The organism is Streptomyces crystallinus, from assembly GCF_039521265.1.
In the GTDB taxonomy this organism is placed as follows: Bacteria; Actinomycetota; Actinomycetes; order Streptomycetales; family Streptomycetaceae; genus Streptomyces; species Streptomyces crystallinus.
In genome coordinates this window covers 65,137-87,197 of sequence record NZ_BAAACA010000026.1, presented here as the reverse complement: position 1 = coordinate 87,197, position 22,061 = coordinate 65,137, and the positions used below count along the sequence as shown (strand labels likewise).

General features: G+C 73.1%; 22 protein-coding genes and 1 tRNA gene. 14 read left to right on the top strand and 9 right to left on the bottom strand.

What is annotated here, in order from left to right; translation table 11 throughout:
* The first annotated feature begins 155 nt into the window (after positions 1 to 155).
* The 4 genes from ABD236_RS20980 (at position 156) to ABD236_RS20965 (ending at position 4,387) form a co-directional block, all read left to right on the top strand.
* Positions 156 to 857, top strand: coding sequence for a FadR/GntR family transcriptional regulator (locus ABD236_RS20980; RefSeq protein ID WP_344075374.1), 702 nt, complete (start codon positions 156 to 158; stop codon positions 855 to 857).
* A gap of 213 nt (positions 858 to 1,070) precedes the next feature.
* Positions 1,071 to 2,522 (top strand): amino acid permease, encoded by a 1,452-nt coding sequence (locus ABD236_RS20975; protein ID WP_344075371.1) that lies wholly within the window; start codon positions 1,071 to 1,073, stop codon positions 2,520 to 2,522.
* A 150-nt stretch (positions 2,523 to 2,672) separates the two neighbouring features.
* Positions 2,673 to 3,758 carry an S-(hydroxymethyl)mycothiol dehydrogenase gene (locus ABD236_RS20970; RefSeq protein ID WP_344075368.1) on the top strand — a complete coding sequence of 362 codons (1,086 nt, stop codon included), beginning with the start codon at positions 2,673 to 2,675 and terminating at the stop codon, positions 3,756 to 3,758.
* Complete coding sequence (locus ABD236_RS20965; protein ID WP_344075366.1) at positions 3,758 to 4,387, top strand: MBL fold metallo-hydrolase; 630 nt, start codon at positions 3,758 to 3,760, stop codon at positions 4,385 to 4,387. The genes ABD236_RS20970 and ABD236_RS20965 overlap by 1 nt, the downstream gene beginning before the upstream one ends.
* Here the strand turns inward: ABD236_RS20965 and ABD236_RS20960 are convergent.
* The 5 genes from ABD236_RS20960 to ABD236_RS20940 form a co-directional block, all read right to left on the bottom strand.
* Positions 4,371 to 5,234 carry an amidohydrolase family protein gene (locus ABD236_RS20960; RefSeq protein ID WP_344075364.1) on the bottom strand — a complete coding sequence of 288 codons (864 nt, stop codon included), beginning with the start codon at positions 5,232 to 5,234 and terminating at the stop codon, positions 4,371 to 4,373. The genes ABD236_RS20965 and ABD236_RS20960 overlap by 17 nt on opposite strands.
* A complete protein-coding gene (locus ABD236_RS20955) occupies positions 5,231 to 5,542 on the bottom strand; it encodes an L-rhamnose mutarotase (RefSeq protein ID WP_344075362.1) in 312 nt (103 codons plus the stop codon). The genes ABD236_RS20960 and ABD236_RS20955 overlap by 4 nt, the downstream gene beginning before the upstream one ends.
* On the bottom strand, positions 5,539 to 6,486 hold the full coding sequence (locus ABD236_RS20950) for an aldo/keto reductase (protein ID WP_344075360.1): 948 nt from the start codon (positions 6,484 to 6,486) through the stop codon (positions 5,539 to 5,541). Before ABD236_RS20950 ends, ABD236_RS20955 begins: the two co-directional genes overlap by 4 nt.
* Before the next feature lie 70 nt (positions 6,487 to 6,556).
* Entirely contained in the window at positions 6,557 to 7,510 is a 954-nt protein-coding gene (locus ABD236_RS20945) for a pseudouridine synthase (protein ID WP_344075357.1), read from the bottom strand.
* 51 nt (positions 7,511 to 7,561) lie between these two features.
* Positions 7,562 to 7,649, bottom strand: a tRNA-Leu gene (locus ABD236_RS20940).
* A gap of 195 nt (positions 7,650 to 7,844) precedes the next feature.
* Here ABD236_RS20940 and ABD236_RS20935 point away from each other — a divergent pair.
* The 3 genes from ABD236_RS20935 (at position 7,845) to ABD236_RS20925 (ending at position 10,563) form a co-directional block, all read left to right on the top strand.
* Positions 7,845 to 9,170, top strand: a complete 1,326-nt coding sequence (locus tag ABD236_RS20935) for a M20/M25/M40 family metallo-hydrolase (RefSeq protein ID WP_344075355.1) — start codon at positions 7,845 to 7,847, stop codon at positions 9,168 to 9,170.
* A gap of 214 nt (positions 9,171 to 9,384) precedes the next feature.
* A complete protein-coding gene (gene chpH / locus ABD236_RS20930) occupies positions 9,385 to 9,618 on the top strand; it encodes a chaplin ChpH (RefSeq protein ID WP_344075353.1) in 234 nt (77 codons plus the stop codon).
* Positions 9,619 to 9,756: 138 nt separating this feature from the next.
* Positions 9,757 to 10,563 carry a chaplin gene (locus tag ABD236_RS20925; protein WP_344075350.1) on the top strand — a complete coding sequence of 269 codons (807 nt, stop codon included), beginning with the start codon at positions 9,757 to 9,759 and terminating at the stop codon, positions 10,561 to 10,563.
* Between the two features lie 90 nt (positions 10,564 to 10,653).
* On the opposite strand, the gene ABD236_RS20920 is transcribed toward ABD236_RS20925, so the two are convergent.
* Positions 10,654 to 10,842, bottom strand: a complete 189-nt coding sequence (locus ABD236_RS20920) for a DUF5703 family protein (protein ID WP_344075348.1) — start codon at positions 10,840 to 10,842, stop codon at positions 10,654 to 10,656.
* A gap of 47 nt (positions 10,843 to 10,889) precedes the next feature.
* Here ABD236_RS20920 and ABD236_RS20915 point away from each other — a divergent pair, with 47 nt between their 5' ends.
* Positions 10,890 to 11,555, top strand: a complete 666-nt coding sequence (locus ABD236_RS20915; protein WP_344075346.1) for a hypothetical protein — start codon at positions 10,890 to 10,892, stop codon at positions 11,553 to 11,555.
* A 104-nt stretch (positions 11,556 to 11,659) separates the two neighbouring features.
* On the opposite strand, the gene ABD236_RS20910 is transcribed toward ABD236_RS20915, so the two are convergent.
* Both ABD236_RS20910 and ABD236_RS20905 read right to left on the bottom strand, forming a co-directional pair.
* Positions 11,660 to 14,050 carry a helix-hairpin-helix domain-containing protein gene (locus tag ABD236_RS20910; RefSeq protein ID WP_425543919.1) on the bottom strand — a complete coding sequence of 797 codons (2,391 nt, stop codon included), beginning with the start codon at positions 14,048 to 14,050 and terminating at the stop codon, positions 11,660 to 11,662.
* Positions 14,051 to 14,115: 65 nt separating this feature from the next.
* Entirely contained in the window at positions 14,116 to 15,099 is a 984-nt protein-coding gene (locus ABD236_RS20905; protein ID WP_344075341.1) for an aldo/keto reductase, read from the bottom strand.
* Positions 15,100 to 15,237: 138 nt separating this feature from the next.
* Here ABD236_RS20905 and ABD236_RS20900 point away from each other — a divergent pair, with 138 nt between their 5' ends.
* A complete protein-coding gene (locus ABD236_RS20900; RefSeq protein ID WP_344075339.1) occupies positions 15,238 to 16,293 on the top strand; it encodes an LLM class F420-dependent oxidoreductase in 1,056 nt (351 codons plus the stop codon).
* Between the two features lie 240 nt (positions 16,294 to 16,533).
* Positions 16,534 to 17,322 carry a ferritin-like domain-containing protein gene (locus ABD236_RS20895; protein ID WP_344075337.1) on the top strand — a complete coding sequence of 263 codons (789 nt, stop codon included), beginning with the start codon at positions 16,534 to 16,536 and terminating at the stop codon, positions 17,320 to 17,322.
* 19 nt (positions 17,323 to 17,341) lie between these two features.
* Here the strand turns inward: ABD236_RS20895 and ABD236_RS20890 are convergent, their stop codons facing one another.
* Positions 17,342 to 18,358, bottom strand: coding sequence for a magnesium and cobalt transport protein CorA (locus ABD236_RS20890; protein WP_344075335.1), 1,017 nt, complete (start codon positions 18,356 to 18,358; stop codon positions 17,342 to 17,344).
* Positions 18,359 to 18,417: 59 nt separating this feature from the next.
* Here ABD236_RS20890 and ABD236_RS20885 point away from each other — a divergent pair, with 59 nt between their 5' ends.
* The 4 genes from ABD236_RS20885 (at position 18,418) to mshC (ending at position 21,975) form a co-directional block, all read left to right on the top strand.
* Positions 18,418 to 19,134, top strand: coding sequence for a histidine phosphatase family protein (locus tag ABD236_RS20885; protein WP_344075332.1), 717 nt, complete (start codon positions 18,418 to 18,420; stop codon positions 19,132 to 19,134).
* Between the two features lie 95 nt (positions 19,135 to 19,229).
* Positions 19,230 to 19,820: a DUF3090 domain-containing protein gene (locus ABD236_RS20880; protein ID WP_101387529.1), complete on the top strand. Its 591-nt coding sequence runs from the start codon at positions 19,230 to 19,232 to the stop codon at positions 19,818 to 19,820.
* Positions 19,784 to 20,614 carry an SCO1664 family protein gene (locus tag ABD236_RS20875; protein WP_344075329.1) on the top strand — a complete coding sequence of 277 codons (831 nt, stop codon included), beginning with the start codon at positions 19,784 to 19,786 and terminating at the stop codon, positions 20,612 to 20,614. Before ABD236_RS20880 ends, ABD236_RS20875 begins: the two co-directional genes overlap by 37 nt.
* A 131-nt stretch (positions 20,615 to 20,745) precedes the next feature.
* On the top strand, positions 20,746 to 21,975 hold the full coding sequence (gene mshC / locus ABD236_RS20870) for a cysteine--1-D-myo-inosityl 2-amino-2-deoxy-alpha-D-glucopyranoside ligase (protein ID WP_344075327.1): 1,230 nt from the start codon (positions 20,746 to 20,748) through the stop codon (positions 21,973 to 21,975).
* Positions 21,976 to 22,061 lie beyond the last annotated feature (86 nt).

Below are 22,061 nucleotides of genomic sequence, written 5' to 3'. Positions count from 1 at the left end.
GGCGGGGGTCGTTTCCGGCCATCCGTCCGTCGCGCTACTGAAACCCAAAAGGTGCGACGTATTCAAGACCCTGTGATGAATAAGTAATACTTTTCTGCTGACTGCCTCCGTGCGCCCGTCCGGCCGGGCGGCCCCCGCCCCGTACCCTTACGCCCATGACCACACAGGCCCGGGGACTGCACGCGCAGGTGCTCGACACCCTCGGCCGCGCGATCACCGCAGGCGAGTACCCGCCCGGCAGCGTGCTGCGCGGCGACGAGCTCGCCCAGCGCTTCGACGTCTCGCGCACCGTGATCCGCGAGGCGATCCGGGTCCTGGAGTCCATGCAGCTGGTCGAGTCACGCCGCCGCGTCGGGGTGACGGTCCGGGCCACCGGGCAGTGGAACGTGTACGACCCCCAGGTCATCCGCTGGCGCCTCGCCGGGGCCGACCGGCCGCGCCAGCTGCGCTCGCTGACCGTGCTGCGCTCGGCCGTCGAGCCGGTCGCCGCCGGGCTCGCCGCCCACCACGCCACCCCCGAGCAGTGCGCGGACCTCACCGAGCAGGCGCTCGGCATGGTCGCCACCTCGCGCGGGCGGCGCCTCGAGGAGTACCTCGTCCACGACGTGGCCTTCCACCGGATCGTCCTGAACGCGTCGGGCAACGAGATGTTCGCCCGGCTCGGCGACGTCGTCGCCGAGGTCCTGACCGGCCGGACCCACCACCAGGTGATGTTCGAGGACCCCGACCCGGCGGCCGTCACCCTGCACGTCCAGGTGGCCGAGGCGGTCCGGGAGCGGGACGCGGAACGGGCCGAGAGACTCACCCGCGAGATCGCCGTCGGTGCCCTCAAGGAATTGGACGTTCTCGCCCCGTAAAGCTCAGATTTACCTCAGATTCATCACAGAACTGCCCGTACGTGACATTGGCCACTGCCAAATGCCCCGTCGAGCCGCGACGATGTCCCGAATCAGCCACGCCGCGGGTGACCCCACAGCGTTCTCCCCGCATCACCGGCCACCGCCGGGACGGCACCGGCACTGCCCGGTATCGCACGACCGCATGACCCCTCACGAAGGCGATACAGCTACATGAGTGACCGCACCATGCCTGCGGCCGAGACGTCGGCGCCCGCGCAGACGCAGGGCACCGCCCACGTCGACGCCGGTGACGCCGGTTACAGCAAGGACCTCAAGTCCCGGCACATCAACATGATCGCCATCGGCGGCGCGATAGGCACCGGCCTGTTCCTCGGCGCCGGCGGCCGGATGGCCGGCGCCGGCCCCTCGCTCGCGATCGCCTACGCGGTCTGCGGCGTCTTCGCCTTCTTCGTCGTCAGGGCCCTCGGCGAGCTGGTGCTCTACCGCCCCTCCTCCGGCGCCTTCGTCTCCTACGCCCGTGAGTTCATGGGCGAGAAGGGCGCCTACACGGCGGGCTGGCTGTACTTCCTGAACTGGTCGACCACGGCCGTGGCCGACATCACGGCCGCCGCCACCTACGCCCACTTCTGGTCGATGTTCACCGACGTCCCGCAGTGGGTCCTCGCCCTGATCGCCCTGGCCGTGGTCCTCACCGCCAACCTGATCTCGGTGAAGTACTTCGGCGAGATGGAGTTCTGGTTCGCGATCATCAAGGTCGCGGCCCTGGTCGCCTTCATGCTGGTCGGCATCTACCTGGTCGCCACCCAGCACAGCGTCGACGGCAACACCCCGGGCCTGGCCAACATCACCGACCACGGCGGCATCTTCCCGATGGGCACGCTGCCGATGCTCCTGGTCGTCCAGGGCGTCGTCTTCGCGTACGCCTCGGTCGAGCTCTGCGGCGTCGCGGCCGGCGAGACCGAGAACCCGCAGAAGATCCTGCCCAAGGCGATCAACTCGATCATGTGGCGCGTCGGCATCTTCTACGTCGGCTCGGTCGTCCTGCTCGCGCTGATCCTCCCGTACACCGCCTACTCGGGCGACCAGAGCCCGTTCGTCACGGTCCTCGACAAGCTCGGTGTGCCGGGCGCGGCCGGAGTGATGAACCTGGTGGTCCTGACCGCCGCGCTCTCCAGCCTCAACTCGGGTCTGTACTCCACCGGCCGCATCCTGCGCTCGATGGCCGTCGCGGGCTCCGCGCCCAAGTTCACCGCCCGGATGAACAAGGGCCAGGTGCCCTACGGCGGTGTGCTGCTGACGGCCGCCTTCGGCGCCGCCGGTGTCGCCCTGAACAAGCTGATGCCCGACGACGCCTTCGAGATCGTGCTGAACTTCGCCTCGATCGGCATCCTCGGCACCTGGGCGATGATCATGGTCTGCTCGCTGCTGTTCTGGCGCCGCTCGCAGGAGGGCCTGCTCACCCGCCCGTCCTACCGGCTGCCCTGGGCCCCGTACACCCAGATCGTCACGCTGGTCTTCCTCGCCTCGGTGCTGTACCTGATGTGGTACGGCGGCGGCGTCGGCCGCACCACCGTCTACTGTCTGCCCATCATCGTGGGCATGCTGATCGGCGGCTGGTTCCTGGTCCGCAAGCGGGTCACGGAGCTCGCGGCCGAGCAGTAGGCGCCGGGCAGAGCGACGAGGAGGGCGGCATCCCGGGCGCGGGGTGCCGCCCTTCGGCGTGCGTTGGGTAACGTGCGCAGGTCGGGCCCGTACACATTTCCGCCCGTACGCGTCCGCGCGTACCGGCGGTGCCAGAGAGGAAGTCCACGTATGCCGCAGCAGGTCCGAGGGGTCATCGCGCCGGGGAAGAACGAGCCCGTACGGGTGGAGACGATCGTGGTGCCGGACCCGGGGCCCGGTGAGGCCGTGGTGAAGGTGCAGGCGTGCGGCGTCTGCCACACCGATCTGCACTACAAGCAGGGCGGGATCAACGACGACTTCCCCTTCCTGCTCGGCCACGAGGCCGCCGGGGTGGTCGAGTCGGTCGGCGCGGGCGTCACCGACGTCGCCCCCGGCGACTTCGTGATCCTGAACTGGCGCGCGGTGTGCGGCCAGTGCCGCTCCTGTCTGCGCGGGCGCCCGCAGTACTGCTTCAACACCCACAACGCCCGGCAGAAGATGACGCTCCTCGACGGCACCGAGCTGTCGCCCGCGCTCGGCATCGGCGCCTTCGCCGAGAAGACGCTGGTGGCGGCCGGCCAGTGCACCAAGGTCGACCCGTCGGTCTCCCCGGCGGTCGCGGGGCTGCTCGGCTGCGGAGTGATGGCGGGCATCGGCGCCGCCATCAACACCGGCGAGGTCGGCCGCGGCGACTCGGTCGCCGTCATCGGCTGCGGCGGCGTCGGCGACGCGGCGATCGTCGGCGCCCGGCTGGCGGGCGCGGCGAAGATCGTCGCCGTGGACATCGACGACCGCAAGCTGGCCACCGCCAAGGCCATGGGCGCCACCCACACCGTCAACTCCCGCACCCAGGACGCCGTCGAGGCGATCCGCTCGCTCACCGGCGGCCACGGCGCCGACGTCGTCATCGAGGCGGTCGGCCGCCCCGAGACCTACCGGCAGGCGTTCTACGCCCGCGACCTGGCCGGGACCGTCGTCCTCGTCGGCGTGCCCACCCCCGACATGAAGCTGGAGCTGCCGCTGATCGACGTCTTCGGGCGCGGCGGCGCGCTCAAGTCCTCCTGGTACGGCGACTGCCTGCCCTCCCGGGACTTCCCCGTACTGATCGACCTGCACCAGCAGGGCCGTATCGACCTCGCCGCCTTCGTCACCGAGACCATCGCGCTCGACGACGTCGAGAAGGCCTTCGAGCGGATGCACGAGGGCGATGTGCTGCGCTCGGTGGTGGCGTTCTGATGGCCGCCCGTATCGAGCACCTGGTCACCTCGGGCACCTTCGCCCTGGACGGCGGCGTCTGGGACGTCGACAACAACGTGTGGATCGTGGGCGACGACGAGGAGGCGGTGGTCGTCGACGCCGCCCACGACGCGCAGGCGATCCTGGCCGCGCTGGGCGGGCGCACCCTGCGCGCGATCGTGTGCACCCACGCCCACAACGACCACATCGACGCCGCCCCCGAGCTCGCCGAGGCCACCGGCGCGCCGGTGCTGCTGCACCCGGACGACCTGCCGCTGTGGAAGCTGACCCACCCGGACCGCGCCCCGGACGGCGAACTGGCCGACGGGCAGACGGTGTCGGTGGCCGGCACCCGCCTGGAGGTCGTGCACACCCCGGGCCACGCCCCGGGTGCGGTGTGCCTGTACGCGCCCGAGCTGGGCACCGTGTTCACCGGCGACACCCTGTTCGCCGGGGGCCCGGGCGCCACCGGCCGGTCCTTCTCGCACTTCCCGACCATCGTCGACTCGATCCGCGACCGGCTGCTGACGCTGCCGCCCGAGACGGTCGTACGGACGGGCCACGGCGACTCCACCACCATCGGCGCCGAGGCACCCCACCTCGACGAGTGGATCAGGCGCGGCCACTGAGCCGGTAGACGCGCTCGGCCGTGGCGCCGAGGACCTGGGCCCGCTCGTGCGGGCCCAGGCCCCGCACCAGCTCCCGTGCCGTCTCCAGCACTTCGCCGTACGAGGCGGCCAACAGGCACACCGGCCAGTCCGAGCCGAACATCAGCCGCCCGGGGCCGAAGGCCTCCAAGGCCGTGTCCACGTACGGCCGGAGGTCCTCGACCTCCCAGCGCGCCCGGTCCGCCTCGGTGACCAGGCCCGACAGCTTGCCGACGGTGTTGGGCAGCGCGGCGAGGCCGCGGACGGCCGACGCCCAGGGCTCGACGGCGCCGGAGGCGACCGGGGGCTTGCCCAGGTGGTCGAGGACGAAGGTGAGACCCTGGTGGCGCTCGGCGGCCCGCACACAGGCCGGGAGCTGGTGGGGCAGGACCACCAGGTCGTACGCCAGCCCCGCGTCCGCGACCGCCGCGAGCCCCCGGGCCACGTCCGGCCGCAGCAGCCACTCGGGATCGCGCTCGCCCTGCACCTGGTGCCGGATCCCCACCAGCCGGGCGCCGCCGGGCAGTTCGGCGAGCCGGGCCAGCTCGTCGGCGACCCCGGGCGCGGTGAGATCGGTCCAGCCGACCACCCCGCGTACCAGCGGGTCACCCGCCGCGAGCGCCAGGAGCTCCGGGGTCTCCTCGGCCACGGTCACCGTCTGCACCAGCACGGTGGCCGCCACCCCGCAGGCGTGGGCCCGCGCCCGCAGCTCGTCGACGGGGAAGTCCCGCCGGATCGGGGTGAACTCGGGCCCCGCGAGCCACTCCTGGTCGCGGACGGCGAGGTCCCAGAGGTGGTGGTGCGCGTCCACCACCGGCACTCCCGTCACAGCTCCCACACCACCGGCAGCCCGTCGTCCGCGCCCGCGTCCGAGTAGTCGTGGACGACCTCGAGGAGCCCGGCCATCCGGGTCTGCCAGGCGAGGTTCACCGGCAGCCCGGCCAGCTCGGCCAGCAGCCGCGCGTAGTCGGCGCACTCGATCACATGGAACAGCTCGGTGCCGCTGCGCCAGATCGTCCACGCGGTGGCCCCGGCGGCCCGGATCGCCGCCGTCAGCTCCGCCGGGACCTCCCGGTGCGCGGCCTCGTACGCCTCGATCCGGCCCTCCCGGACCCTGGTGTGCAGCGCCACCCTCATACGCCCAGCTCCTCCCACAGCGCCTGCGGCACCGGCCGCCCGAACAGCTCGGCCGCGTCCCGGACCTCGGCCGCCGAGCGCGCGCCCACCAGCACGCTCGCCACCGCCGGGTGCCGCAGCGGGAAGGCGAGCGCGGCGGCCCGCAGCGGGACGCCGTGGCGCTCGCAGACCGCCTTGAGCCGCAGCGCCCGCGCCAGCAGGGCCGGGGGCGCGGCCGCGTAGTCGTAGGGCGCCCCGGGCCGGGGGTCGGCGAGCAGCCCCGAGTTGAAGACCCCGCCGACCACCACGCTCTTGCCGCGCGCGGCCGCCTCGGGCAGCAGCTCGTCGGCCGCGCGCTGGTCGAGCAGCGAGTACCGCCCGGCGCACAGCACCGCGTCCACGTCCGTCTCCCGTACGAACCGGGCCAGCGGCCCCGCGTGGTTCATCCCCGCCCCTATGGCCCGTACGACACCTTCCGCGCGCAGCCGCTCCAGCGCCGGATAGGCCTCGCGCAGGGCCTGTTCGGCGTGGTCGTCGGGGTCGTGCAGGAAGACGGCGTCGATCCGGTCGAGGCCCAGGCGCCCGAGGCTGTCCTCGATGCCGCGGCGCACCCCGTCCGCGCTGAAGTCCCAGCGGCGGCGGTGGGTGGCGGGCACCGCGAACCCCTGCGCCAGGTCGTCGCCGTCCGGCTCGGCCAGCGGCTCCAGGACGCGGCCGACCTTGGTGGAGACGGTGTACGCGTCCCGGGGCCGGTCGCGCAGCGCCGCCCCGATCCGGCGCTCGGAGAGGCCCAGGCCGTAGTGCGGGGCGGTGTCGAAGTAGCGGACGCCCGCGTCCCAGGCGGCGTCCACCGCCTCGCGCGCGTCGGCGTCGGACACCGCGCCGAGGAGGTTGCCGAGCCCGGCCGCACCGAGGGAGAGCGCACTGACGGCACAGCCGCTGTCACCGAGCTTTGTGACGCGCATACGAGGAGATTTATCAGAGGTCTGCGACCCTCAGATACCCCTGAGACCCCGATTTCCCTTCTCCGGACCCCTATTGGTCCGATGTATGGGCGACGGTGTCCCACTCGGCGAGTCTCAGCCGGCTCTCGAACCTCCGCGGCCGCCCGTCGACCGGATCCGTGAACTCCAGCACCTTCGCGAGCAGTTGCAGCGGACGGCTGAAGTCGTCCGGAGCGGGCTCCTCGGCCACCACCGGGTACACCGGGTCGTTGAGGATCGGCAGCCCCAGGCCGTTCATGTGCACCCGCAGCTGATGGGTACGCCCGGTCGCCGGAAGCAGCCGGTAGCGGCCGAGGCCGCCCCGGTGCTCGACCAGCTCGACCCGGCTCTCGGCGTTCGGCTCGCCCGCCTCCTCGTGGGCGGCGATCACCCCGCGCTCCTTGACGATCCGGCTGCGCACGGTCACCGGCAGCGCGAGCCCCGCGTCGTACGGGGCGACGGCCTCGTACTCCTTGCGCACCCGCCGCTCGGCGAACTGCTTCTGGTACGCGCCCCGGTCCTCGGGCCGCACCACGAACAGCGCGAGACCGGCGGTCAGCCGGTCCAGGCGGTGCGCGGGCTGGAGGGCCGGCAGCGCGAGCTCGCGCCGCAGCCGGGCCACGGCGGTCTCGGTGATGTGCCGCCCCCGGGGTGTGGTGGCCAGGAAGTGCGGCTTGTCCACGACCACGATCCGCTCGTCGCGGTGGACGAGTTGGATCCCGAACGGCACGGGCACCTCGGGGGCGAAGTCGCGGTGGAACCAGACGTACATCCCCGGCCGGTACGCCAGCGTCTCGTCCACGGGCCCGTCGACGGTCAGGAAGCGACCGCCGCGCACCATCTCCGCCACCCGCCCGGCCCCGATCGCCCCCCGGAACCGCTCGACCAGATGCTCCCGGACCGTCCCCCAGGCCCCGTCCGGGTCGGCGGGCAGCCGCACCCGCACCGGGTCGATGCCGTCCCGCTGGGGGAGCGGGGCGGCCGGGATCTTTGCCCCACGTCTCATGGCCCCAGTCTCCCAAAACAAGAAAACCCCAGCTCAGCTGGGGTTTTCCAGTGGTGTCCGAGGGGGGACTTGAACCCCCACGCCCGATAAAGGGCACTAGCACCTCAAGCTAGCGCGTCTGCCATTCCGCCACCCGGACAAGGTGTCTGTCTCGCGGGCCGTGCCCGTTCCGACGTGGAAAACAATAGCAAACATCTGGGGGTGCTCGATCACCCCCGTGGCCTGCGTGAACGCCGTATGTCGACGGGACGCCGCCCTTGGGTGCGCGGGGAGCGCGAGGGAGGATGAGGGGGACTCGAACGAAGCGGCAGCGGCAGCAGCGGGAGGAAGCAGCGTGAGCGACTCGAAGGCGGCGCGGGGCGTGACCGGCGAGGACGAGGTCGTCGACCTCTGCCGCGATCTGATCAGGATCGACACCAGCAACTACGGGGACCACTCCGGTCCGGGCGAGCGGGCGGCGGCCGAGTACGTCGCCGAGAAGCTCGCGGAGGTGGGGCTCGAACCCAAGATCTTCGAGTCGCACACCGGACGGGCCTCCACCGTGGCCCGGATCCAGGGCGAGGACCCCTCGCGGCCCGCGCTGCTCATCCACGGCCACACCGACGTCGTCCCGGCCAACGCCGAGGACTGGACGCACCACCCGTTCTCGGGCGAGATCGCCGACGGCTGCGTCTGGGGGCGCGGCGCGGTGGACATGAAGGACATGGACGCGATGACCCTCGCGGTCGTACGGGACCGGCTGCGCAGCGGCCGCAAGCCCCCGCGCGACATCGTGCTGGCCTTCCTCGCCGACGAGGAGGCGGGCGGCACCTACGGGGCCCGCCACCTCGTCGACAAGCACCCCGACCTCTTCGAGGGCGTGACCGAGGCGATCAGCGAGGTCGGCGGCTTCTCGTTCACCGTCAACGAGAACCTGCGGCTCTATCTGGTGGAGACCGCCCAGAAGGGCATGCACTGGATGAAGCTGACCGTGGACGGCAGCGCCGGGCACGGTTCGATGATCCACAAGGACAACGCCATCACCGAGCTCTCCGAGGCGGTCGGGCGGCTCGGCCGGCACAAGTTCCCGGTGCGCGTCACCAAGACGCTCCGGCACTTCCTGGACGAGCTCGGCGACGCGCTCGGCACCGAGCTCGACCCCGAGAACATGGACGAGACGCTGGCCAAGCTCGGCGGCATCGCCAAGCTCATCGGCGCCTCCCTCCAGAACACCGCCAACCCGACCCAGCTCGGCGCGGGCTACAAGGTCAACGTGATCCCCGGGCAGGCCACCGCCCATGTCGACGGCCGCTTCCTGCCGGGGTACGAGGAGGAGTTCCTCGCGGACCTCGACCGGATCCTGGGGCCCCGGGTCAAGCGCGAGGACGTGCACGCCGACAAGGCGCTGGAGACCACCTTCGACGGGGCGCTCGTCGACGCGATGCAGACGGCCCTGGTGGCCGAGGACCCCATCGCCCGGGCCGTGCCGTACATGCTCTCGGCCGGCACCGACGCCAAGTCCTTCGCGGACCTCGGCATCCGCTGCTTCGGCTTCGCGCCGCTGAAGCTGCCGCCGGAGCTGGACTTCGCCGGGATGTTCCACGGCGTGGACGAGCGGGTGCCGCTGGACGGTCTGAAGTTCGGCGTACGGGTGCTGGACCGGTTCATCGACGCGTCCTGACCCGGCGGGGTCCACGGGTGCCGGGGCACCCGGCGGCCGTGGACCCCGGCAGCGGTCCTTTCTGGTGAAACGACACGTCAACAATCGCCCAGGCGTGCGTAGTTGACTGAGAAGAGTGAATGCGTTCATAAGCTCGTAGCCCCATAACTTCCTCCTCGTTACAGGGTGTGCGGTCCGCGGCTGGGATCGCACCTTTGCCAACAAGGAGGAAGTAATGATCAAGAAGGTCGTCGCTGCTGCGGCTGTCACCGGTGGTCTGGTTCTCGCGGGCGCGGGTCTCGCCGCCGCCGACGCGGGCGCGCAGGGTGCCGCTGTGGGCTCCCCCGGTGTCGCCTCGGGCAACGTCATCCAGGTGCCCGTCCACGTGCCGGTGAACGTCTGCGGCAACACGATCTCGGTGATCGGGCTGCTGAACCCCGCCTTCGGCAACGTCTGCGTCAACAAGTGACGTCGAGCCTGAACCCGTGAGGGTCTGAGCCCGGCGGCCCCGGGGTGCGCGCCATGCACTCCCGGGGCCGCCAGGCACACACTCCCGGGCGCAACGGTGTCCGGGAGCATCCGGAAGGCAGAAGGCAGGGAACAACCTATGCGACAGGTCACCAAAAAAGGCCTGATCACCATGGCCGCCGCCACCGGCGTCATCGCCATGGGCAGTGGCTACGCACACGCCGACTCGGCGGCGAACGGCGCCGCGACCGGCTCCCCGGGCGTCCTGTCCGGCAACGCGGTCCAGGCGCCGGTGCACGTGCCGGTCAACGCGTGCGGCAACACCGTCAACGTCATCGGGCTGCTCAACCCGGCGATGGGCAACAAGTGCGCCAACAAGGGCGGTTCGCACCACGGCGGCGGTGCCACGGCCAACGGCCACGCGAGTGACTCGCCGGGCGTCGGCTCCGGCAACAGCGTCCAGGCGCCCGTCGACGTCCCGGTCAACGCCTGCGGCAACGGCGTCACCGTGATCGGGGCGCTCAACCCGGTCTTCGGCAACGACTGCGCCAATGTGTCCGGCGACAGCCACCACCAGCCTCCGCACCACCCCGGTCACCCGGGCCACCCCGGCAAGCCCGGTCACCCGGGAAAGCCCGGCCACCCCGGCAAGCCCGGTGAGCACTGCGGGACGGAGCACCCGGGCAAGCCCCACCACCCGGGCAAGCCGGGGGACTCGGTCAAGCCGATCCACCGGACCAAGCCGGGTCAGCACCCGCACACCCCGGCGACCCCCGGCACCCCGGCCGGGGCGGACACCCTGGGCGCCCGGGCCGTGACGGCCCCGCAGGCGGCCGGCGCGCTGGCGCACACCGGGTCGGACGCGGTGGGCATCGCCCTGCCGGCCGGCGCGGGGCTGCTCCTCGCCGGAGCCACGCTCTACCGCCGCGCCCGCTCCGGCGCGTGAGCGAAGCCGCCTTCGCGGCGGTAGTGACCGGACAGAACGGATCGGGCCCCGCAGCTGCGGGGCCCGATCCGTTTCGTCACCAGATGTCCGTCACCACGTGGCGCGCAGCTGGCGGATGATCCGCCTGCGCAGCCGCACCCGGCGGCTGCCGTCACGCAGCAGACTCAGTCGCTCCAACTCCCAGTGTCCGTACTCGGCGTGGTCGGTCAGCAGGCGTGTGGTCTCCTTGCGGGACACCCCGCGAGGCACGTACACGTCGACAAATTCGTATTCCGGCATCGCATCTATTGTGCGGGCAGAGCCCCGGTACGGATAGCGTCTGCACTATGTCTGATGCTGCGCAGCCCTCCGCTGCCGAGGTACGTGCCGCCGCCGACGCGGTCAAAGCCGCGCTGGACCGCCACCTGGAGGCGGTGGAACGCCGCACCGGGGACGACGATCCGGCCGTGTACGACGCGTTCAACGCCCTGGCGGCCGCTGCCGAGGCGTACGACGAGCGGCTCTACGACCGGTACGACGAGGTCACCCCCTTCGAGATCCCGGGCGCCGACGACTCCCTGCCGCCCTACACGGGCCCGGAGGAGCCGAACGCGCTGAGCGTGCTGATCCGCCGCGACTACGCGGTGGTGGAGCCGCAGCGGCTGCTCGCCCAGGCCCAGCGGATCGCGGACCTGGACCCCGAGGCCGACGACTCGGCCGGGGACGACCGGGCCGCCGCCGTGGTCGGTACGAGCGTGCACGCGGCGCTCGGCGTGCTCTTCGGGGAGTACGAACCGGACGAGATCGCCTCCCGGCACAAGGAGTTCGGCCTGGAGGAGGGCGACTCCACGCTGTGGGTGTCGGCGGCGGACGAGCTGCCGGAGCCGGGGGAGTGGCTGAGCACGCCGTTCGACCACGCCGATCCGCAGCGGGTGGTGTGCCGGTTCGACGTCAGCGCGGTCTTCGACGAGGACGAGCTCGACGACGAGGACGACCTGCCGGGCGCGTCCTGACCGTCGGCGCTCCGGTTCCGGCCCGGGCGCCCCGCACGCACACAGCCTCCGTGGCCCTTTGGGGCACGGAGGCTGTCGTGTGCCGGCCTGGCGGCGGGCGGGGGCTACTCGGCCTCGGGCGTCCGCAGCAGGGCCGTCAGAAGGGGCGTGAGCCGCGTCGTACGCGCCGGGGCGGGCACCTCCGCCACCGCGCGCGCGAGCGCCTGGTCCACGCCGTGCACCACGGACAGATGGCGCTCGGCGCGGCCGAACGCCGTGTAGACCCAGGACCGGCTGAGCCCCTGCGCCGCGTCCCCGGGCAGCACCGCGACCACCGCGGGCCAGCGCGTCCCGGCCGCCTGGTGGGCGGTCAGGGCCCAGCCGTGCCGCAGCGCCGACTCGACCCGCTCCTTCGGTACGACGAGGCGCTCGCCGGCGCAGTCGAGGTGCAGCCCGTCCGGGCCCGCCGAGCCGACCGTGCCCACCGAGGTGCGCCCGGGCGCCTCCGCGTACGCCACGCGGTCGCCCGGGTCGAAGCCCCCGAACCGGCCGGGGCCGGGGTTGAGCCGCTGCTTCAGGGCCGCGTTGAGCGCCCTCGTACCGGCCGAGCCGCCGTGGCCGACCGTGATCACCTGGGTCTGCTCGGTGGGCACCCCGAGCGCGCGCGGCACCGAGTCCGCGACGAGCTGGACGCAGCGGTGCACCGCCTCGCCCGCGTCCCGCACGGGGACGATCACCACCTCCTTGCCGGGCGCCTCGACCTGGCCCAGCTCGCCGACGCCGATCCCGGAGACCAGCTCGCCGATCGGGCCGGGGTCCGGGGTGCGCGAGGCCACGTGCGGCACCGCGCGGGCCGCCAGCAGATCGGCGAAGACCCGCCCCGCGCCCGCCGAGCCCAGCACCTCCGGGTCCCCGCCGAGCACCAGCCGGCAGCCGTCCGGCAGGGACTCCACGAGCATCGCCGCGCCCTCCACGTCCAGCTGCGGGGCGTCCTGCACCACGAGCACATCCAGGGCGAGCGCCCCGTCCTCGTCGCGGCCCGGGCCCTCGGTCCCGGAGAGCAGCGCGGCCACGGTGAACGCCCGCTCGGCCCCGACCGCCGAGGCCAGCCGGCGCCGCCCGTCCCGGGTGTGCGCGGCGGCCGCCGCCCGCAGCCCGAGGCCGTGCGCCGCGGTGACCACGGCCGCCGACTCGGCGCGGGCCGCCTCGCCGCCGGAGTGGGTGACCAGGCCGCTGCCCGCCACCGCCCGGATCAGCTCGGCGGCGGACGGCGAGGGGGCGGCCGCGGCGGCGGCCGACCAGTCGGAACCGTCGTCCTTCACCGGGGCGTTGGCGAGCCGGGCCAGACCGTCGGCGAGGCTCTCCTCCGCCAGTGCGTACCGGTCGAGGCCGAGCAGCACCTCCACGGGGGCGCTCTCCTGTGCCTCGCCCTCCTCGGCGCTCTCCTCGGCGTCGGCCGGCTCGTCGTCGAGCGCGGCCTCGCCGTCCTGGAAGACCAGCACCACGCCCTCGGTGATCGCGTCCCGGACGGCCTCGTCCGGATCCGGCACCGAACGCTCGGCCAGCGCCGCCTTCACGGCCGCGATCGGCAGCGCGGTGTGGCCCTGGACCGAGGCGCGCTCCAGGATCCAGGCGACCAGCGCGGCCGCCCGGCGCGGGTCGTCCGGGCGGCACTCGGCGCCGAGCAGCGCCCGGGCGAAGCCGTCGGCCTGCTCGGGGCGGACCCCGGGCACCGCGAGCAGCTGCCAGGGGTCGCCGCGCAGCACCTCGGCCGCCTGCTCGCCCAGGGCCTCGGTGACCTGCGGGGCCAGCGAGTCCGGCGCGCTCCCGGCGCTCAGCACGGCCCGCACGGCGGCCAGCGCCTCCGGCCCGGCGGCCACGGGCGCGGGCCGCGGAGGCTGCGTCCGTACCGGCGCGGGAGCTTCCGGCAGCGGGGCCGGGCGGCGGGGGGCCGGGGCGGAGGCGAAGAACGACGCCCCCGGCTTCTCGCCGCTCTCCACCGCGCGGACGGCCGCGAGCAGGTCGGCGGCCTGCCCGCTGAGCTTGGCCCCGGCCGCCAAGGGCCCCTCCTTCTCGGCCTTGCGCGCCTCGATCCGGGCCCGCAGCTCCCGCTGAGCGGCGAGCTCGGCCTGCGCCTCGGAGAGCTCGGGGGTGCCGCCCTCGGCGCCCGCGACCCCGGCTTCAGCGCCCGCGGCCGCGTCGGCACCACCCTCGCCCGAGCCGTCTCCGGCCCCGCCGGCACCGTCTCCGGCCTCGGCGGGGCCGTCCCCGGTCCCGGCCGCACTGCCTTCGGTCCCGGCGGCCCCGTCTCCGGTCCCGGCGGCGTCACCATCGCCCCCGGCGGCACCCTCCTCGGCCGAGCTGTCGTCCGCCTCAGACGTGGTGTCGCCCTCGGCTGTGCCGGCCGCGTCCGTCTCCTCGGCGGCCGGAGCCGAGTCCTCCGCAACCTCCCCCGCGCCCTCGGGCGTGTTCGTGGCACCGGAAGCCGCGACGGATGCCTCAGCCACCTCGGCCACACCACTTTCGGCGTCGGCGACGCCCTCGGCCGGGGTTCCGGGGGCCGTCCCCGGGGGAAGCGCGGTCACAAGGTGCTCCAGTCCTGGTCGGGATAGCGGTGCACGGGTGCGGACACATCGTCCAGCGCCCGGCAGATCTCGTCTGGAAGACTAAGCGCCTCCACTGACAATGCCGCCGTGAGCTGCTGCGCGTTGCGCGCGCCGACGATCGGCGCGGCCACCCCGGGCCGGTCCCGCACCCAGGCGAGCGCGACCTGGAGCGGCGTCGCCGCGAGGCCGTCCGCGGCTATCGCCACCGCGTCGACGATCCGGCTCGCCGCCTCGTCCAGATAGGGCGCCACGAACGGCGCCAGCGCCTCGGAGGCCCCGCGCGAGTCGGCCGGGGTGCCGTTGCGGTACTTCCCCGTCAGCACCCCGCGCCCCAGCGGCGAGGACGGCAGCAGCCCGATCCCGAGGTCGAGCGCGGCCGGCAGCACCTCCCGCTCCACCCCGCGCTGGAGCAGCGAGTACTCCATCTGCGTGCTGGCCAGCCGGGTCCGTACACCCGGGGCGCCCAGCTGCCAGGTGGCGGCCTTCGCGAGCTGCCAGCCGCAGAAGTTGGACACGCCCGCGTACCGCACGCGGCCGGTGCTCACCGCGATGTCCAGGGCCTGGAGCGTCTCGTCCAGCGGCGTCCGCGGATCGAAGGCGTGCACCTGCCAGATGTCCACATAGTCCGTGCCGAGACGTTCCAGCGACTCGTCGAGCGCGGCGAGCAGATGGCCGCGCGAGCCGTCGAAGCGCCGGTCCGGGTCGGGCACGCTGCCCGCCTTGGTGGCGATGACCAGGTCGCGGCGCGGCACCAGCCGCTCCACCAGCTGCCCGAGCAGATATTCGGCGTCCCCGCCCCCGTACACGTCCGCCGTGTCGACCAGCGTGCCGCCGGCCTCCCAGAACGCCTTCAACAGATCGGCGGCGTCGTGCTCGTCCGTGTCCCGGCCCCAGGTGAGGGTGCCGAGCCCGATCCGGGATACGCGCAGGCCCGTACGGCCCAGGTGCCTCTGCTCCATGGGCGCTGAGATTACTGGCCACGGCCGGGGCCGGTGAGGCCCTGTGGACAACTCGGCTCCCATGGCCCTGCCACGGTGCCCGCCCGCGCGCTAGAGTCCCCCGGAACAGGGACGTTACTGATCAGTAAGGGGACCGTCATGCGGCTCGGGATCAACCTCGGCTACTGGGGCGCCGGAATGGACGGCGACAACCTCGCCGTCGCCCAGGAGGCCGACCGGCTCGGCTACGACGTCTGCTGGGCCGCCGAGGCCTACGGCTCGGACGCGCCCACCGTCCTGGCCTGGGTCGCCGCCCAGACCGAGCGCATCGACGTCGGCTCCGCCATCCTCCAGATCCCGGCCCGCCAGCCCGCGATGACGGCGATGACCGCCGCCACCCTGGACTCGCTCTCCGGCGGCCGCTTCCGCCTCGGCCTCGGCGTCTCGGGCCCGCAGGTCTCCGAGGGCTGGTACGGCGTCAAGTTCGACAAGCCGCTGGCCCGCACCCGGGAGTACGTGGAGATCGTCCGCCGGGCGATGACCCGCGAGCGGCTCTCCTACCAGGGCGAGCACTGGACGCTGCCGCTGCCCGACGGGCCCGGCAAGGCCATCAAGCTCACCGTCCACCCCGAGCGCGAGCACATCCCGCTCTACATTGCCGCGATCGGCCCCAAGAACCTGGAGCAGACCGGCGAGATCGCCGACGGCGCGCTGCTGATCTTCCCCTCCGCCGACCACCTGGAGGACACCGCGATCCGCCACATCCGGGCGGGCCGCGAGAAGGCCGGCAAGACCCTCGAGGGTTTCGACGTCTGCCCGACCCTGCCGCTGGCGCTCGGCGCGGACGGCGACGTCGGCGCGCTGGCCGACATGTTCCGCCCGTACACCGCGCTCTACGTGGGCGGCATGGGCAGCCGCAAGCAGAACTTCTACAACCAGCTCGCGCGGCGCATGGGGTACGAGAAGGAGGCCGCCGAGATCCAGGACAAGTACCTCTCCGGCGACAAGGCGGGCGCGGCCGCCGCCGTCCCGCAGGAGCTCATCGACTCCACCACGCTGCTCGGCTCGGTGGAGCGCATCGCCGACCGGATGCGGGCCTACGCCGCCGCCGGGGTCACCACCCTCACCCTCGCCCCGGCCGGCTTCACGCTGGACGAGCGCGTGGCGGCGCTGCGCGCCGGCACCGAGGCGCTGGAGCACGCCGGTCTGGCGTAGCCGTACCGGCGTGGTCGTACGAAGGAAGCCCGCGGCCGTGGTGGGGGCTCGGGGGGTCTTCCCCGCCACGGCCGTCACCCCCAACAACGCGCTGTGCGCCGGGTGGGTTACGGGCGGACACACCCCGGTGCGTTCCTTCGTTCGGCCCAGTCCGAAGGCACCCCTGTTGCCCCGTTCTGTCCTGAGCACTTGACTTGCTCTTTGCAGATGTGTGTACGGGAGTCATGCGGAGGTACGGCGATGCTTTCGGCCAAGAGCCTGTTCCAGGAGATCCTCGACCACGACGAGTCGTTCCGGCTCTTCTGCTCGATCGCCGCCAGCGGTGAGAGCCAGGGCGGCTGGGAGAACGGCCGTATCTCCGCCCTGGTTCCGCCGGAGCAGCGCGACCTCGCCCCCAAGATCGCCCGGCACGGCGCCGACGAGGACAAACACGGGCGGATCTTCAACGGGCTGCTCAAGAAGCGCGGCCTGACCCCGGTCCCGGTGCCGGCCGAGACCGACTACACGATGCTCCTGGAGCGCCACGGCATCGGCCTGGCGCACGAACGGCTGCGTGGCCGGCTGCCGCTCACCGAGCAGGACATCGTCACCTACCTCTCGCACAGCCGGGTCACCGAGCAGCGCGCCGCCGACCAGATGGTGATGCTGGTGCGGTACTTCGGGGACCACCCCGAGGTCGGCCGGGCGATCCGGATGATCAGCCACGACGAGGACAACCACCTCGCCTACTGCCACGAGGAGCTGCTGCGCCTGGCCCGTGCCGGGCACGGGCGCACCATCCAGCGCGTGCTGCGCGAGTGCGCGATCGCCGAGAGCCGGATCTACCGGGACGTCAGCCTGGCCGTGATGGCGCACATGGGCCGCATCCTGCGCTGGCCCCGGCTCAAGTCCGCGGCCCTGGCGGCCGGGATCCACGGCATGTACGCCTACGAACGGGCCCTGGGGTGGCGGCGGATGGTCACCCTGACGATGCCCGAGCACCGCGACGCCCTCGGCGGCCCGTCGGCCCCGGCCCCCGAGTTCGCGTGAGAGCGGTCCGGAGCGGCCCCTACAGCCAGTCGCGGCGCTTGAACGTGCGGTACAGCACCACTTCCAGCACCGCCATCAGCACCAGCACCGCCGGGTAGGCCCAGACGTACCGCAGCTCCGGCATGTGGTCGAAGTTCATGCCGTAGATCCCCGCGACCATCGTCGGCACCGCGGCCATCGCCGCCCACGCGGAGATCTTGCGCATGTCGTCGTTCTGCCGCACGCCCATCTGCGCGAGATGGGCGGAGAGGATGTCGGAAAGCAGCCGGTCCAAACCCTCCACGGCCTCGTTGGCGCGGGTGAGGTGGTCGCTGACGTCGCGGAAGAACGGCTGCGTCTTCTCCTGCACGAACGGCACCCCGGCTCCGGAGAGCCGCTGCATCGGCTCCGCCAGCGGGCCGGTGGCCCGGCGGAACTCCAGAACCTGCCGTTTGAAGGTGTAGATCCGCGAGGCGACCGTTCCGCCGCTCGCCTGGGCGCCTCCCCTGCTTTCGCGGCCGACCGGCGCGAAGACCTCGGCCTCCAGCTCCTCCAGGTCCGTCTGGAGCTCGGCGGCCACCTCCATGTAGTGGTCCACGACGGCGTCGCTGACCGCGTACAGGACGGTGCTCGGGCCGTGCCGCAGCAGTTCGGGCTCGGCCTCGAGCCGCTTCCGCACGTCGTGCAGCGGCGAGCCCTCGCCGTGCCGGACCGTCACCACGAACGAGTCACCGACGAACAGCATCAGCTCGCCGGTGCTCACCGTGTCGCTCTCCGGCTCGTACGTCACCGGCTTCAGGACGGCGAACAGCGAGTCGTCGTACACCTCCAGCTTGGGCCGCTGATGGGCCCTCAGCGCGTCCTCGACCGCCAGCGCGTGCAGCCCGAACTCGCCGGCGACGAGGTCGAACTCGTCCTCGGTGGGCTCGTACATCCCCAGCCAGACGAACCCGTCCCCGGCCGCCCGGGCCTCCTCCAGGGCGTCGGAGTAGTCCGGCGGGCCCTCGGTGCGGCGGCCGTCGCGGTAGATGGCGCAGTCGACGATCACGGCGCGCATTCTTCCGCGAAGCCGCACCGGCCGCACCCGCCGGCGCCGCTCGGCCTACGCTGGCGGACATGGCCACGCTGATCCTCGTACGTCACGGACGCTCCACCGCCAACACCTCGGGCGTGCTGGCCGGGCGCACCCCCGGAGTGCTGCTCGACGAGCGCGGCACCGCCCAGGCCGCGCAGCTGCCCGCGCGGCTCGCCGCACTGCCGCTCGCCGCCGCCGTCTCCAGCCCGCTGGAGCGCTGCCGTGAGACCCTGCGGCCGCTGCTCGACTCGCGCCCCGGACTGGCCCTCCACACCGACGAGCGCGTCAGCGAGTGCGACTACGGCCACTGGTCGGGCCGCAAGCTCGCCGAGCTCATGGAGGACCCGCTGATGGAGGTGGTGCAGCAGCACCCCTCCGCCGCGGCCTTCCCGGGCGGCGAGTCGATGGCGGCCATGCAGCGGCGGGCCGTCGAGGCGGTACGCGAGTGGAACGCGCGCGTGGAGGCCGAGCACGGCCCGGACGCCGTGTTCGTGATGTGCTCGCACGGGGACATCATCAAGTCGGTCGTCGCCGACGCCCTGGGAATGCATCTGGACCTCTTTCAGCGGATCTCGGTGGAACCGTGTTCCCTGACCGCGATCCGCTACACCCGGCTGCGCCCGTTCCTCATGCGCCTCGGCGAGACCGGGGACCTCGCCTCGCTCGCCCCCAGGGAGCCGAAGGAGGCGGACGAGGCGGCGCGGAAGGCGGCCGCGGAGGGCCGGGCGGTGGTCGGGGGTGGCGCGGGAGCACCGTGATCGCCGGGCGCAGTAGGGTGGACGGGCCGAAAACACCGCGCTCCGCCCCGGCGGGCCCGCACCCACCGCTCAATCCGACATAGGGAGACCAGGACGTGTCCCGTCAGGTGTTCTTCTACGACCCACCGGACCGCTTCGTGGCCGGTACGGTCGGGCTGCCCGGACGCCGTACGTTCTTCCTCCAGGCGTCCGCGGGCAGCCGTACCACCAGTGTCGCCCTGGAGAAGACGCAGGTCGCCGCCCTCGCCGAGCGCATCGACGAGCTCCTGGACGAGGTCGTGCGGCGCACCGGCGGCAACGCGCCCGTCCCCGCGGTCGCCCCGGCCGACGTCACCGACACCGCGCCGCTCGACTCGCCGGTCGAGGAGGAGTTCCGGGTCGGCACCATGGCGCTCGCCTGGGACGGCGAGGAACAGCGCATGGTCATCGAGGCGCAGGCCCTGGTGGAGCTCGACGCCGACTCCGAGGAGGACCTCGCGGAGGCCGAGGAGCGGCTGCTCCAGGACGACGAGAACGGCCCGCCGATGCTGCGGGTGCGCCTCACCGGCGCCCAGGCCCGCGCCTTCGCCAAGCGCGCCCTGGACGTGGTCAACGCGGGCCGCCCGCCGTGCCCGCTGTGCAGCCTGCCGCTCGACCCGGAAGGACATGTATGCCCGCGCCAGAACGGATACCGACGGGGAGCCTGACGGCGGTGGAACTGCTGGCCAAGGGCGAGCTCACCGTGCGCGGCCGGATCCGCGAGGCGTCCAACGCGGTGCTGTACTGCTCCGTCTCGTACGAGGGCGTCAGCGCCCACTGCGTCTACAAGCCGGTGGCCGGCGAGCGCCCGCTGTGGGACTTCCCCGACGGCACGCTGGCCCAGCGCGAGGTCGCCGCGTACGAGGTCAGCGCCGCGCTCGGCTGGGACCTGGTGCCGCCGACCGTGCTGCGCGACGGCCCGTACGGCGAGGGCATGGTCCAGCTGTGGATCGAGACGCCGGAGGGGGCCGCCGAGGAGGACGGGCTGCTCGGCCTCGTCGACGGCGAGGAGCCGGGCGAGGGCTGGAAGGCGGTCGGGCTCGCGGACGTGGGGGAGGGCCGCACGGCGCTCCTGGTGCACGCCGACGACGAGCGGCTGCGGCGGCTCGCCGTGCTCGACGCCGTGATCAACAACGGTGACCGCAAGGGCGGCCATCTGCTGCCCGCCGAGGGCGGCCGCCTCTACGGCATCGACCACGGGGTCACCTTCAACGTCGACGACAAGCTGCGCACCCTGCTGTGGGGGTGGGCGGGCGAGCCGCTGACCGGGGAGGCGGTGGCGGCGCTGACCGGCCTCGCGGCCGCCCTGGCCCCGGCGGAGCCGCTGGCCACCCGACTGGCTCAGCTGATCACCGTCGCCGAGCTGGACGCCCTCCGGGGCCGGGTGGCGGGCCTGCTGGCGGACGGTGTGCACCGCAGCCCGTCGGGCGAGTGGCCGCCCATCCCCTGGCCACCGGTGTAGTCCGGCCGCCGGCGCCGGCAGGGCCGAGTGACGTCCATGCACGGCGGGCCGGGTCCGCGCAAGCCCCATCATTCGGCCAAGAGCGCCTATCCGGTTCGAATATGGAGCGTGCGTCCGGTTACGCTCATGACATGTATGCCTGGCCCGCTTCTGAGGTCCCCGCCCTGCCCGGCAAGGGCCGCGACCTCCGGATCCACGACACCGCGACCGGTGGTCTGGTGACCCTCGACCCCGGTCCCGTCGCCCGTATCTACGTCTGCGGCATCACTCCGTACGACGCGACCCACCTGGGTCACGCGGCGACCTACAACGCGTTCGACCTCGTGCAGCGCGTGTGGCTCGACACCAAGCGGCAGGTCCACTACGTCCAGAACGTCACCGACGTCGACGACCCGCTCCTGGAGCGGGCGATCCGCGACGGGCACGACTGGACCGAGCTCGCCGAGCGCGAGACCGCGCTCTTCCGCGAGGACATGACCGCCCTGCGGATGCTTCCCCCGAAGCACTACATCGGAGCCGTCGAGGCGATACCCGGCATCGTGCCGCTCGTCGAGCGGCTGCGCGACGCGGGCGCCGCCTACGAACTCGACGGCGACATCTACTTCTCGGTGGAGAGCGACGCCCACTTCGGGCAGGTCTCCGGCCTGGACGCCGAGACGATGCGGCACCTGTCCGCCGAGCGCGGCGGCGACCCCGAGCGCCCCGGCAAGAAGAACCCGCTCGACCCGATGCTGTGGATGGCCGCCCGCGAGGGCGAGCCGAGCTGGGACGGCGCGAGCCTGGGCCGCGGCCGGCCGGGCTGGCACATCGAGTGCGTCGCCATCGCCCTGGACCATCTGGGCATGGGCTTCGACGTACAGGGCGGCGGCTCCGACCTCGCCTTCCCGCACCACGAGATGGGCGCCTCGCACGCCCAGGTGCTCACCGGCGAGTTCCCGATGGCCAAGGCGTATGTGCACGCCGGGATGGTCGCGCTCGACGGCGAGAAGATGTCGAAGTCCCGGGGCAACCTGGTGTTCGTCTCCACGCTGCGCCGCGACGGCGTCGACCCGGCCGCGATCCGGCTCGCGCTGCTCTCGCACCACTACCGGGCCGACTGGGAGTGGACCGACCAGGTGCTCCAGGACGCCCTGGAGCGGCTGGAGCGCTGGCGCGCGGCCGTCTCCCGCCCCGACGGGCCGTCCGCGGACGCGCTGGTCGAGGAGATCCGCGACGCCCTCTCCCAGGACCTGGACGCTCCGACGGCGCTGCTCGCCGTCGACCGGTGGGCCGAGCTCCAGCGGACCGAGGGCGGTACGGACGAGGGCGCGCCCGGCGTGGTCTCGCGCGCCGTCGACGCGCTGCTGGGCGTGGCGCTCTGAGTCTCCGCGCCGCTGGGTGTCCTTGAGCGAAGGACCTGAGCGAAGGACCCGCGCGAAAGGCGCCGGGCGGGCACGTGCCCGCCCGG

Bases quoted from the DNA above. Each gene is read 5' to 3' on its own strand.
- ABD236_RS20890 (WP_344075335.1), bottom strand. From the start codon at position 18,358: ATGCGCGCCGTGATCGTCGACTGCGCCATCTACCGCGACGGCCGCCGC.
- ABD236_RS20875 (WP_344075329.1), top strand. From the start codon at position 19,784: ATGCCCGCGCCAGAACGGATACCGACGGGGAGCCTGACGGCGGTGGAA.
- ABD236_RS20885 (WP_344075332.1), top strand. From the start codon at position 18,418: ATGGCCACGCTGATCCTCGTACGTCACGGACGCTCCACCGCCAACACC.
- ABD236_RS20915 (WP_344075346.1), top strand. From the start codon at position 10,890: ATGTCTGATGCTGCGCAGCCCTCCGCTGCCGAGGTACGTGCCGCCGCC.
- ABD236_RS20900 (WP_344075339.1), top strand. From the start codon at position 15,238: ATGCGGCTCGGGATCAACCTCGGCTACTGGGGCGCCGGAATGGACGGC.
- ABD236_RS20970 (WP_344075368.1), top strand. From the start codon at position 2,673: ATGCCGCAGCAGGTCCGAGGGGTCATCGCGCCGGGGAAGAACGAGCCC.
- ABD236_RS20905 (WP_344075341.1), bottom strand. From the start codon at position 15,099: ATGGAGCAGAGGCACCTGGGCCGTACGGGCCTGCGCGTATCCCGGATC.
- ABD236_RS20955 (WP_344075362.1), bottom strand. From the start codon at position 5,542: ATGAGGGTGGCGCTGCACACCAGGGTCCGGGAGGGCCGGATCGAGGCG.
- ABD236_RS20975 (WP_344075371.1), top strand. From the start codon at position 1,071: ATGAGTGACCGCACCATGCCTGCGGCCGAGACGTCGGCGCCCGCGCAG.
- ABD236_RS20945 (WP_344075357.1), bottom strand. From the start codon at position 7,510: ATGAGACGTGGGGCAAAGATCCCGGCCGCCCCGCTCCCCCAGCGGGAC.
- ABD236_RS20895 (WP_344075337.1), top strand. From the start codon at position 16,534: ATGCTTTCGGCCAAGAGCCTGTTCCAGGAGATCCTCGACCACGACGAG.
- ABD236_RS20950 (WP_344075360.1), bottom strand. From the start codon at position 6,486: ATGCGCGTCACAAAGCTCGGTGACAGCGGCTGTGCCGTCAGTGCGCTC.
- chpH (WP_344075353.1), top strand. From the start codon at position 9,385: ATGATCAAGAAGGTCGTCGCTGCTGCGGCTGTCACCGGTGGTCTGGTT.
- ABD236_RS20925 (WP_344075350.1), top strand. From the start codon at position 9,757: ATGCGACAGGTCACCAAAAAAGGCCTGATCACCATGGCCGCCGCCACC.
- ABD236_RS20965 (WP_344075366.1), top strand. From the start codon at position 3,758: ATGGCCGCCCGTATCGAGCACCTGGTCACCTCGGGCACCTTCGCCCTG.
- ABD236_RS20920 (WP_344075348.1), bottom strand. From the start codon at position 10,842: ATGCCGGAATACGAATTTGTCGACGTGTACGTGCCTCGCGGGGTGTCC.
- ABD236_RS20980 (WP_344075374.1), top strand. From the start codon at position 156: ATGACCACACAGGCCCGGGGACTGCACGCGCAGGTGCTCGACACCCTC.
- mshC (WP_344075327.1), top strand. From the start codon at position 20,746: ATGTATGCCTGGCCCGCTTCTGAGGTCCCCGCCCTGCCCGGCAAGGGC.